General features: G+C 64.8%; 10 protein-coding genes. 2 read left to right on the top strand and 8 right to left on the bottom strand.

The features are described 5' to 3' along the window. Positions 1-4: 4 nt before the first annotated feature. Positions 5-1,003, top strand: a complete 999-nt coding sequence (locus FRF71_RS10830; protein WP_147091628.1) for an aldo/keto reductase — start codon at positions 5-7, stop codon at positions 1,001-1,003. On the opposite strand, the gene FRF71_RS10835 is transcribed toward FRF71_RS10830, so the two are convergent. From FRF71_RS10835 to FRF71_RS10870, 8 genes are read right to left on the bottom strand one after another with little or no spacing between them, the layout of a single operon-like run. Then, complete coding sequence (locus tag FRF71_RS10835; RefSeq protein WP_147090666.1) at positions 1,000-1,998, bottom strand: zinc-binding dehydrogenase; 999 nt, start codon at positions 1,996-1,998, stop codon at positions 1,000-1,002. The genes FRF71_RS10830 and FRF71_RS10835 overlap by 4 nt on opposite strands. Then, positions 1,998-2,723, bottom strand: coding sequence for a DUF3108 domain-containing protein (locus FRF71_RS10840; protein ID WP_147090667.1), 726 nt, complete (start codon positions 2,721-2,723; stop codon positions 1,998-2,000). Before FRF71_RS10840 ends, FRF71_RS10835 begins: the two co-directional genes overlap by 1 nt. Further along, positions 2,723-3,784: a nitrilase-related carbon-nitrogen hydrolase gene (locus FRF71_RS10845; protein WP_238339192.1), complete on the bottom strand. Its 1,062-nt coding sequence runs from the start codon at positions 3,782-3,784 to the stop codon at positions 2,723-2,725. Before FRF71_RS10845 ends, FRF71_RS10840 begins: the two co-directional genes overlap by 1 nt. Further along, positions 3,781-5,331, bottom strand: coding sequence for an FAD-binding oxidoreductase (locus FRF71_RS10850; protein ID WP_147090668.1), 1,551 nt, complete (start codon positions 5,329-5,331; stop codon positions 3,781-3,783). Before FRF71_RS10850 ends, FRF71_RS10845 begins: the two co-directional genes overlap by 4 nt. Next, positions 5,328-6,563, bottom strand: coding sequence for an MFS transporter (locus FRF71_RS10855; RefSeq protein WP_202878082.1), 1,236 nt, complete (start codon positions 6,561-6,563; stop codon positions 5,328-5,330). The genes FRF71_RS10850 and FRF71_RS10855 overlap by 4 nt, the downstream gene beginning before the upstream one ends. Then, on the bottom strand, positions 6,560-7,288 hold the full coding sequence (locus tag FRF71_RS10860; protein WP_147090669.1) for a DUF3108 domain-containing protein: 729 nt from the start codon (positions 7,286-7,288) through the stop codon (positions 6,560-6,562). The genes FRF71_RS10855 and FRF71_RS10860 overlap by 4 nt, the downstream gene beginning before the upstream one ends. Beyond that, on the bottom strand, positions 7,278-8,306 hold the full coding sequence (locus tag FRF71_RS10865; protein ID WP_147090670.1) for a VOC family protein: 1,029 nt from the start codon (positions 8,304-8,306) through the stop codon (positions 7,278-7,280). Before FRF71_RS10865 ends, FRF71_RS10860 begins: the two co-directional genes overlap by 11 nt. Continuing rightward, positions 8,306-10,780 carry a TonB-dependent receptor gene (locus tag FRF71_RS10870; protein ID WP_238339194.1) on the bottom strand — a complete coding sequence of 825 codons (2,475 nt, stop codon included), beginning with the start codon at positions 10,778-10,780 and terminating at the stop codon, positions 8,306-8,308. The genes FRF71_RS10865 and FRF71_RS10870 overlap by 1 nt, the downstream gene beginning before the upstream one ends. A 162-nt stretch (positions 10,781-10,942) precedes the next feature. Between FRF71_RS10870 and FRF71_RS10875 the strand changes: the two genes are divergently transcribed. Beyond that, positions 10,943-11,626 (top strand): hypothetical protein, encoded by a 684-nt coding sequence (locus FRF71_RS10875; protein WP_147090671.1) that lies wholly within the window; start codon positions 10,943-10,945, stop codon positions 11,624-11,626. The last annotated feature ends 97 nt before the right edge of the window (positions 11,627-11,723 follow it).

Genomic DNA, 11,723 nt, shown 5'->3' on the forward strand with positions numbered 1-11,723 from the left:
GCCGATGAAGTATCGCCAACTGGGCCAGGGCCTGACCGTTTCCGCCATCGGCCTGGGCTGCATGGGCATGCTGAAGGGCGGCAACTTCAACTATGGCGGCGATGCCGACCTCGACGAGGCGGTGCGCACGATCCACCGCGCGATCGACCTGGGCGTAACCTTTTTCGACACCGCCGAGGTATATGGCCCCCGCGCCAATGAGGAACTGGTCGGCAAGGCGATAAAGGGCAAGCGCGACGGGCTGGTGATTGCCACCAAGTTCGGTTTCAAGTTCACCGACGAGGGCCAGTTCCTGGGCGTCGATTCGAGCGAGGCGAACATTCGCCGCGCGGTTGAGGGATCGCTCCAGCGGCTGGGGATCGATTGCATCGATCTCTATTACCAACACCGGGTCGATCCGCAGGTGCCGATTGAGGATGTCGTCGGCGTGCTGGCGGACCTGCAGACCCAGGGCAAGATCAAGCACATCGGCCTGTCCGAAGCTGCTGCCAGCACGATCCGCCGCGCCGCCGCCGTCGCGCCGATTGCCGCACTGCAGAGCGAATATTCGATCTGGGAGCGCGAGATCGAGGACGAGATCCTGCCCACCTGCCGCGAACTGGGCATCGGCCTGGTGCCCTATTCGCCGCTCGGCCGGGGCTTCCTGACCGGTACGGTGACCCGCGCCGAGGATCTGGGCGAGGGCGACTATCGCCGCCATGATCCGCGCTATCAGCAGGACAATTACGACGCCAACATGCGCATCGTCGGCGTGGTCAAGGCTGTGGCCGAGCGGCGCGGTGCCTCACCCGCGCAGGTCGCGCTGGCCTGGCTGCTGGCGCAGGGCCCCGACGTGGTGCCGATCCCAGGGGCCAAGCGCCGGGTCACACTTGAGGATTCGATGGCAGCGGCCGAGCTGGCGCTGACGGCCGAGGATGTGGCGGAGATTTCGGCCGTCGCACCGGTCGGCGGGACCAGCGGCCCGCGCTATCGCCCGGCCGGGATGGCGACCGTCCGGCTCTAGAGCCGCACGACTGCCTTTCCCATCGTCTGGCTGGCGAGCAGGGCCTCGACTGCAGCAGGGACGGAGTCCAGGCCCTGACCCAGCACATCGACATGCGGTCGCAGCGCGCCCTTGGCGTAAAGCTCGAACAACCGCGCCCGCGCCTCTGGCCAATGCGCAGTATGCAGCGCGTTCATGAAGGCGCGGACCGAGGCGCCCTTGTAGTAGAGCTTGTGGCCGATGCGCGGGGCAGTAACCGGCCTGGGCTGATCATCGACCATGTCGCTGGCCCAGCCGCTGATGATCAGCCGGCCATGATCGGCAAGGTTATCGACCAGCGCATCGAAGACTTCGCCGCCGACGGTATCGAGTGCCAGGTCGATCCGGTCGCAGTATTCGCTGGCCATCACTTCGGCGACACTTTCGGTGCGGTAGTCGATCACCCGGTCGGCGCCGAGCTCCTTGACGAAGGCCGCCTTAGCCGCCCCGCCGCAGATCGCGATGACATGGCAGTCGTGCAGCTTGGCCAGCTGGACGGCTAGGTGGCCCAACCCGCCCGCCGCTGCGCTGATCGCCACGGTCTCGCCGCGCTGCATTTGGCCGGTCAAAGTCAGAGCCAGCCAGGCGGCAACTCCGCTGGAGGCGAGCGCCAGAGCATCGGCGCTGGCTTCTGGCACCGACACGAAATCCGCTGCTGGTCCGCAGTTGACCTCGCGGTAGCCTCCGCGAAAGCGGGTTGCGGCGACGGCCTGACCAGCAGCGAAATCGGTTACCCCAGGTCCTACCGCCTCGACCGTGCCGACTGCCTCCACTCCGGTCAGGAACGGCGGTTCCATCCGGATCGTGCCGACAGCATTGCGGGCCAGTTGGGTGTCGAAGATACCGTTCACGCCCGCCCAGGCATTGCGCACCAGCACTTCGCCGGGGCCGGGCTCCGGCAAGGGCAGCTCGACAATCCTGGTGGCAGCGCGGAAGCTGTCCGCAAAGCGGCACTGCTCGATCGCGCGGTAGGTCATCAGTCGCGGTGGAATTCGACCAGCTCGTACCGGTTCATCATATAGCCGTCGATCGCGGCATAGACGAGGATGCAGTCCTCGTCGGCCGTGGCCCAGATGTCATAGGCCGGGTGCTTGGTGCCGCCCATGCCGTGGTCGCTCTCGTCGACGAAGCGGAAGTGATGGCAGGCGAAGGTGCCAGCCGCGACGGTCTTTTCCTCGTCGCCGACATATTCGAGCGTGATGTTGACCTCGGCGATCATCGGCGGGGTGGCGCCGCGGTGATCGGGCGAGGGGAGGAAGCAGCGCATGTTGCGGCGGTGCGGGCCCTTGCTGATGTCCATCTTGCGGCCAAGGTAAGCGTCAGCGACGACCGGGTGGGTGCCAAAGGCATCGAAGGCGCCAACCTTCATCTGCTGCGACAGCCGCCCGATCGAGGGGCCATAGCTCTCGCACTCGATCGTGCCAGTCGCGGCATCATGGCGCATCCAGCCAGAGCCCATGAAGCTGTCGCCGACAGTCAGGTGCACGTGGAGGTGTTGGGGCACCATGTCGGGCCCGAGGTGATAGGTGATGTTGCGCAGCACGGTCGGATCGGGTTCCTCGATCTCGCAGCGGGCGTTCATGATCGTGCTGCCGTCGGCGTGGTGGGTGAAGCTGAACCACTCACGCCCGCGCTCCTGCCCTTCCATACCGGGTTTGACGGAGGTGTAGCGGATCTTCCCGGCGACGGTGCGGTGCTTCATCAGATTACTCCGGCTTTGGACAGTTTCTCGATCACTGCGGCCTGGGCGCGTAGGAAGTGCTCGCGCTCGGGCACCTGCGGCGCGCCATTGGCATCGAGCATGGCGTTGCCGTCCTGGCCCGCGGCGGCGCCATAGGCGGCGGCGAACAGGGCGGGGCGCTGGCGGGCCAGGCTGTTGGTCATGGCCGGCACGCGGCGGGTTTCGCGCAGGTGGGCGATGTCGATCTCGGCAAAGGCGGTGAAGGTTTCGCCGCTCATCGACTGGGCCAGCACCTTGCCGTTGGGGCCGACGACCTGGCTGTTGCCGTCGGCGCTGGCCAGCGGCAGCGAGCAGTCGGTGATCCCGGCGGTGTTGGCCGAGACGACATAGGCCATGTTCTCCCAGGCGCGGGCGCGCTTGGCCACGTCCTTGGCCGTGCCGAGCGGTGAGCCGATCTCGCTCGACGAATGGACGAAGACCTCGGCCCCGCGGAAAGCGAGAGCGCGGGCGATCTCGGGGTAGAGGATCTCCTCCGAAGCGATCGCTGCGAGCCGCCCGATCTCCGTATCGGCGACCGGGAATACGCCCTCCAGCCCATAGTGATCGAGATAGCGGTCCCACACGTCATGGGGGCTGGGCGCGAACATCGACAGCAGGCGGCGATAGCGCAGCACCACCGCACCCGCCGGGTCGATCACGAAGCTGGTCTGAAAGTAGAAGCCGGGAAAGTGCGCATCGCTTTCATAGGCATTGCCGGCCACGAACAGCCCCAGCCGCTGCGCCATGGCGCCGAGCGCGGCATATTCCGGACCATCGGCGGCAAAGGCGGCACGTTCGGCAAAGTCGGGGATCGCAATGCGGCCGGGGTAGGATGTGAACAGGTACTCCGGCAGCACCGCCAGCTTGACCGGGCGGCCCTGGAACTGCTCGATGAAGATCTTTGCGCCGCGGATCTGGCCTTCGATCTCGCCGATGTGGCTCAGGATCTGCGCCCGCGCCGCCGCCGCATCGGCGCAGCGCTCGACCGACCTGGCCAGCAACTGCATCGCCACGGCGGCATAGGGGCCGGGCACTGAACTCACAGGCCCAGGCTTCCCGGGTTCATCAGCCCCTTGGGATCGACCTTGGCCTTGAGCGACTTGAGCAGGTCCCAGCTGCCGGGCGAATGGCCAGCCTTCAGCGGATAGGTCCGCGCGATCTGCAGGTGGACGGCGCCCAGCTTCTGGAACTCGGCAACCACCCCGGCACGCAGTTCAGCCACCAGCGCGGTGCTGGCGGCATTGGCGGGAAAGCCCTTGAGCTTGGCCAGGTGTGCCGGTTCAACCGCATGGCGATGCAGCGGGTTCAGCTCTTCGGGCCAGAAGAACACTGGCTCGATCAGGCAGACCTGCGGGCTGACCGCAGCAAGCATCGCCCCGGCATTGACGCCGAGTGCGGCCATTTCGGCAGCCCTGCTGGCGAACAGTGCCTGGACCGCGTTCCAGCCTTCGACCAGCTTCGAATGCGGCAGGAAGCCGTGAACGGGGACCCAGCGTTCACCCTCTGGCCCGACCATCGAATTGACCGGCGGGAAGGGATTGGCACGCAGGATCTTGGGGATCGTATTTTCGATCGCTTTGCCGCCTGCCGCTTCGATCAGCCGGGTGATTTCGGCCATGTCGGCATCGGCCTCGTTCTGGCGGCGGCGCTCCGAAATGCAGTGCAGGCTGAATGGCACATCATCGAGAAAACTACGCCCCGCGAGTGCGACCTTGGCGCCTTCCTTCAGGCCCTTCAGCAGCGAGCCCTGCGCCTTCATCATGTTGACCAGGCTCTTGGCATCGCTGGCCAGGCTATCGCGCTTCATCCGCTGCGCCTGGAGGAAGGGATCGAAGCCGAAGCTCTCGCTAGCCAGTCCTTCCCGGGCGACCGCGCTCATCCCGGCAAAAAGTTGGTCGGAAGTATCGAACGAAAAGCTGCCATAGCCAAAGGCCGCGCCTTCGCGCACCAGCCGCAACGTGGCACGCGCCTTGACCCCGAAGGCCCCGCAATCGGCCGCGAACAGGCCGGTCAGGTCCGGGCCATAAGGGCGGAAAAAGCTGGAGCCAGTCGAAACCATTGAGCCATCGGCCAGGACCACGTCAAAGCTCAGCGCGGAATCGACCACCGTGCCGCTGCCGGCACCCCAGAACACGCCGTTCTGGCTCATCCCGCCGCCGACCGTGGCGTTGATGCCGGAGAGCGTGCCCCAGGTCTTGGTGCGCAGACCGCGCGGCTGCAGCTCGCGCCGCAGCTCTTCCCAGGTGATCCCGCATTCGACCGTGACGGTCATGTCGGTTTCATTGACCGCGATCACGCGATTGAGGCTGGCCGTATCGATCAGGATGAAGTTGGCAGTGGGGGAGAGATAACCGCCGGTATAGCTCATGCCGCCGCCGCGCGGGACAATGGCGATCCCGGCTGCGGTTGCCGCGCCAATTCCAGCGGCAAGCTCATCGACCGAGGCGGGGCGGAACACGGCCAGCGGGGCAGGCCCGGCGGCGTAGACATCGTGGCGATAGAGTTCGCGACTGGCCTCATCGGTCAGCAGTGATCCGGCGCCGACCTTGCCGTCGAGCGCGGCGAGCGGATTGGCGAGAATCGCGTTCATGCGTTTTCTTCCTTTGCACCAAAGGTGGGATAGCGGCCCAGGGTGATCAGCAGGACAGCCCCGGCGGCAAACAGGAACATCGATGCGTAGAGCATCTGGTCATAGCTGCCGGTAACGTCGCGGACCCGGCCATAGAGCACGGGTGAGATCGCCGAAGCGAGACCGAAGGGCATGTAGAGCATGCCATAGATCTTGCCGTAGCTGGCCATGCCGAAATAGCGGCTGGCAAGGTAGGCAATCAGGTCGCTCTCCGCCCCGGCAGCAAAGCCCAGCATGAAGGCGGCGATGTAGATCGTCTGCACATCGGTGCTGGTACCCATCAGCCACCAGCAGGCCACGGCCGGGATCAGCAGGATCGGTAGGCAGACGATCGGCGCCCAGATCCGGTCGAGCAGCCAGCCGGTGATGATCCGCCCGGCCATCAGCGCCAGCCCGATCATGCCCATGATGCTGGCCCCTTCGGCCGTGCCCATGCCGTGCTGCTTGATGATCTCGGGCATGTGGATATGCGCCCCGCCATAGGCCAGCGCGACCAGGGCAATCGACAGCCAGATCGTCCAGAAGCGGCGGTCGCGCACAGCTTCGGAGAGGGTCACGCCGGTCAGGTTGCCGCCCACGGAAATGCCAGCGGGCATCTCTTCGGGCCTGGGCTCGCGGAACAGCAGGTAGGCAACCGGAAGCGAGAGCAGCAGCGGGAAGAGCGCGATCGTCGGATAGAGGCCGCGCCAGCCCCACTGGTCGATCGCCCAGACCGCGACCCGCGGCACGACCAGCGCCGCGAACGAGGTGCCGAGCAGCAGGATCCCCAGTGCCAGGCCCCGGTTCTTGTAGAACCACATGTTGATTGCACGGCTGAAGGTAACCGGCGTTGAGCCGATCCCGACCAGACCGATCAGGAACCACAGGAAGTAGAAGGCAAAGATCGAGGCCGGGGTTGCCCCCAGCGCGGCGAAAATCAGACCAAACGCCAAGGTCGAGAGCAGCGCTACCTTGCGCACCCCGTGCCGGTCCGCGAGCGAGCCGAAATAGGGCGCCAGCAGCGCGGCGGTGATGCCGTAGATCGACATGGAGAGCGAGGTCTGCGCGAAGGACCAGCCGTATTCCTCTTTCAGCGGTGCCAGCACGAAGCCGATCGTGTTGAACGGCAGCGGCGAGGCCCCGCAGGCCACGCCGACCAGGCCGGCCAGCAGCACTTTCCAGCCCATGGCAAATTCGGACTTCTGCGCGGTCATGCCAATGGCTCTCCCTCAAGCTGTTCGAGCACGAACAGCGAATCCATATACCCTTCGACCACCCCCTGAACGTAGAGGTAATCCCCATCCGCGCTGATCCACATGTGGTAAGGCGGGTGGGCGTTGGTCATGCCGGTGAAGGCCAGGCGATGGCAGTCAAAGCTGCCAGCGGGCACTGCGATTGTCTCGCGGCCAATGTAAGTTAATCCACTGGCGGATATTTCGAGCCTGGGCCCAGTCGCGCCGAAGTGGTGCAGGCTGTGCAGTAGGTTGCGGCTGCCCAGGAAATGAGTGTGCCCGGCGCCGCGGTCGAACGGGAAGCTGGCGGCCAGCCAGCCATCGCCCATCAGCGCATGGACACCGAAGCCGCGCATCGGTTTCCGGATCGGCACGCGCTGGCTGATCCGACCCTGGTCGCGGGTAAAGATTTCGCCCTCGGCCTCCTCATCGCCGAAGCGAAACCAGCCGGAGCCGGTCGGCACGCCGTGGTTGAGGATCCGGACATAGGCGTCGATTGGCTGGAAGTCGGTATCGACGTTCAGCACAGTCTCGCGCACCACGTGTTCGGCGTCGAAAGCCATCTCGCAGTGGACTGACAGGCAGCGGCCACCGCTCATGTCACGGGTGAGTGTGAAGTCCTCGAAACCCCACTCGGCTTCATCGCTGCGGTGACGGTAGGAGATGCGGCCGCTTCGGCGGGGGAGGGGAACTAGCTTAGTGCGCATGGTAGAATTCGGTCAGGTTCCCATCTGGATCGCGCACGGCGAACAGATCGACTGTCCCCAGGCCGGTGATCCTCACCCTCTGCGCGGCATAGGCAATCTTGGTGCCCTTCGCTTCGACGGCCTGGCGATAGGCTGCCAGATCGCGCACCGGGAAGCGCAATAGCAACACGCCCAGGTTGGGGGGGCTGGCGTGAGCCGACTGGTCGGTGCCTGTGAAACCCTGCATCTCCATCACCTCGACCCTCCCAGTCTCACCTGGCACTGGCTGCAGTGCTGCGGCGGCGCGGGGGATGCGTGGGGTGTAGTTTAGCGGGATCCCAAAGTTGGAACGGGCGGGCTCCGGTGGTTCCTTGTCGCTGTCAAACACCAGCTCGAAGCCCAGGTTGTTCAGGTAGAAATCGCGGGCGCGCGCCTTGTTGCTGACCATCCGCATCGAATTGAAGGCATGGCTGATTCGCCCGACCGGAAAGGCGGTGAAGGGCGGGCTGACGCGTTGGTAGACTGCGATGTTGATCCCGTGCGGGCCGGTCAGCACCACGTTGCGTAGGTCGGATGCGCCAAAGGTGAAGCGCACCGGCTCGCTCTCCGCCCACCAGCCGGCCTTGATCGCGGCATCGAACAGCGCCGGGACATTGTCTGACCGGACCATCAGCGAATAGATTCCGCCTGGATCCCAGGCCCGCGCGCCCAGCCGCACCGGGCGCTGGGGCACGCCGGCAAAGCGAATGAAGCGCACGCAGCCGCTGCTGGCCTGCGGGGCGCACCAGCGCTCGAATGTGGCGCTAGCTGCGGCGGGCAGGTTCCAGGCGGCCAGCTCGGCACGATTGACCTTGCCAGCCGCCTTGCGGGTCCAGCCGCCTTCGGCGTGCAGCAGGCTGGTGATTGGCGCAAATGCAGCGACGCCGACCACTGCCTCGCTCCAGGGAGCGACACCGTGATCGGCGGCCACACCGGCTTGCGCCGGGCTGTGGGCCGCAGCGGCAAGAAGGACAATTGCCGCCGCGACCGGGTGCTTCATCAGAAGTCGAACTTGGCCCGCAGCGTCCAGGTGCGGGGCGGGTTCAGATAGAGGACGTTGGCGAGGGTGCTTTCGACTGCTTCCTGATCGAAGCAGTTCTTGCACTCTGCTGTCAGCGACCAGCCGGCTTCGGACTTCAGCGCCAGCGAGGCATTGGCGATCCACCGCGCCTTGCTGAACGATCCGGTCACGAAGTTGCCCAGACCCTTCAGGTTGCCGCCATAGGTCACGCCGCCGGGGCTGGTGAAGCTCTGGCTATAGAAGCTGACCTGGCTGGTGCCGGTTTCGCTGTCGGCGCGCCAGCTGGCGTTGACCGAGGGGACCAGCGAAAGCCCGCCGCCCAGCGGGGCATCGTAGCTGGCACCGAAGGCCATGGTCCAGGCCGGGCTACGGACGGGTTCGGCCAGGCTGCCATCGGGGGCAACGATGCCGACGCCGCAGGCGGTGGCATTGTCGGCGCCCGAGCCGACCGGGATCTTGCCGGCTGCCAGCTGCGCGGCGCAGGCGGCGAGCTGACCGGCAACGGCCTGCACCCCGTAAAGGTCAAAGGCCGCGGCATTCTTGTCGAGCCGGTATTCGTCATCCATGTAGCCGATCGAACCGAACACGGTGAAGCCATCGGCCGGACGCGCGGTGACTTCCAGCTCAAGCCCCTTGTTGCGATAGTTCGCAAAGTTGCGGGTAATGAAGGCGATCGAGCCATTCGCGCGCGTGAAGGCCGAAGGGGTCTGCAGACCCTTGATGTCGAGCAGGAAGCCCGTGAGGTTCACGCGCAGGCGGTTGTCCATCAAGTCCGCCTTGAGGCCCGCTTCATAGGACCAGGCGGTTTCCGGGCCGAACGGCAGGGCTTCCGACGGGGCCGTGGCGCGGGCGTTCCAGCCGCCCGACTTGAAGCCCTTGGTCGCGCTGAGGAACAGCAGGACGTCGTCGTTGACCTTGTAATTCAGCGCAAAGCGCGGGGTCCAGACCTTGGTGCGGATCGTGGTCGGGATCGCCACGCCGTTTGCCGCCCGGAGGTTGGCATTGAACAGGCAGGTTGCCTCGATCGTGCCGTCGTTGCAGCTGGCCTTGTTGTCCGAGATGTTGAAGGTCTTTTCTTCGTCGGTGTAGCGGATCCCTGCCGTCAGCGTCAGCGCATCGCTGACATTGACGTCGGCCTGGGCATAGCCAGCCCATGCCTTGGTATTGTTCTTCAGGCGGCGGTCGGCCAGCAGGAACGGGAAGCCGGCCGGCGGCGGAGCGAGGCCCAGGTTGAACAGATCGGCAAAGTCGGTGTCGTTCTTTTCATTTATGTAGAACACGCCGGTAACGTAATCGACCAGCCCGTCACCGAGCGAGCCTGAGAGCTTCACTTCCTGGGTGAACTGCTTGTGCTTGCCGTCATTGGCGATCACGAAGCCGCCAAGGGTATAGCCGCGCACCGGCGGAGAGGGCAGGACCAGGCTGGGCAGCGCCCGGCCATCGGCAAAGTCGAGCGCGAACTTCTGCGCCATATCGAGATAGCCGGTGATCAGGTTCAGCTTCATGTCGCCGCTGAGGCCAACCTCGAGGTTGGATGTGACCATGTCCATCCGCGCCGTGTTACCCAGGCCAAAATCGTCCTTGCGCCCGGTGAAGCGGCCGCCGAAGTCGTTGACCTTCTTGAGGCCGGTAGTGACGAAGCGGCCGTCGCAATTGGCCGGGTTGGCCGGATCGCAATCGAAGTTGGCGACGTTCGAGGCATCGGCGAAGGTGTGCATGTAGCTGGCGCGCCAGGTGATGCTGTCGCTCAGCTCGCCCTTGACACCCAGGCGCACACCCCAGCCGTCATTCTCGTTGGTGCGTTCACCCGTGGTGGTGTTCTTGGCGTAGCCGTTGTCGTCCTGCCAATAGCCCGAAAGCTTGATCGCGAACTGCGGCGAGAGCGGCAGGTCGATCGAGCCGCGCGCCAGCTTGCGCTGATAGGATCCATAGCCAGCCTCGACATAGCCGCCGATCGTGTCGCCCGGATCCTTCATCACCACGGCGATGGCGCCGCCAGTGGTGTTGCGGCCAAACAGCGTGCCCTGCGGGCCGCGCAGCACTTCGACGCGCTCGACATCGAAGAAGCTGAAGTTGTTGGCATTCTGGCGGCTGATGTAGACATCATCGATATAGGTGCCGATCGGCGGATCGAAGGTCGCGATAGATTCCGTATTGCCGACGCCGCGCAGGTAATAGGCATTGGCCGTACCCAGGCCGGTGTTGTTCAGGCCCACCAGGTTCGGCACGAACTGGGTCACGTCGAGCGCGGTGTTGATCCCGCGGGTCTGCAGTGTTTCGGCGTTGAATGCAGTGATTGCGATCGGCACGTCCTGCGCGCTTTCGGCGCGGCGTTGGGCGGTGACGACGATGTCCTCAAGCCCCTGGTCATCCTTGGCAGTATCTTGGGCGTATGCCGGCGAAGCCAGCATGGCGGCAAGCGAAACGGCGCTTAGCAGTGCGGTACGGGTCATCGTCGGTCCTTCCCTGTTAGTTCGATACGGCGCCTGGATATCGCTTCCAGGTCGCGCAAAAGAGGTGTTCATCCCGCGGGGGTAAAGTTGTCCGGACATTTGTGCTTTTGTCAAGCTGCGAAATATGGTCATGTCTGGACAACATTGCGGGGGAACCGAGTCATGAACCTAGCCGATCTTGCCTATCCAACGCTGGTCTACGTGCACCTGTTGCTGTTTGTGTTGTGGCTGGGTGCAGACGTTGGGGTGTTCCTGCTGGGCCAGCATTTTCGTAAGCGTGACATTTACACACTCGATCAGCGGATTGCCCTGCTCAAGCTGCTGGTGATCGTCGACCTGACGCCGCGCGCAGCCTGGGCGCTGATGGTGCCGCTCTCGCTGTCGGTTTCCTACATGGGGGGCTGGTGGGACCTGCCCCTTGCCATCGTCTGGTTTGGCTGGATCATCGCCGCGATCTGGCTGTGGCTGGTGTTCGATGCCCACGCCCATGATATGACCCCGCGCGCTGCCCGCAACCGCCGGATCGAGGGCTGGATCCGCTACCTGCTCTGCGCCGGGTACCTCTGGCTCGGGTTGGAATCGGTCCTCACCGGTCACCCGATTGCGCCAACCTGGCTGGCCTGGAAGGCGCTGCTGTTCGGGGCGATCTTTGCCGCCGCAATAATGATCGATGTGTCGTTCAAGCCGGTCGGCGCGCAACTCGGTCGGTTGCTGGCCGAAGGGTCAAGCGATGCGACCGAAGTGCCGCTGCGGCGGACGATGGACAACACCCGCTGGTGGGTCTGGCTGACCTACCTGCTGCTGGTGATCACATCCTACCTTGGTGCGGTCAAGCCGATCCCCTGATTCAGATTTCCGACTGTAGTTGCTGACACGCCACAGTTGTCCGGACAAATACTATCCGCACTGCGAATTGTCTGGACAACTTTTGTCCACCTGGCGA

Origin of the sequence: Novosphingobium ginsenosidimutans (assembly GCF_007954425.1) — a bacterium.
Taxonomy (GTDB): domain Bacteria; phylum Pseudomonadota; class Alphaproteobacteria; order Sphingomonadales; family Sphingomonadaceae; genus Novosphingobium; species Novosphingobium ginsenosidimutans.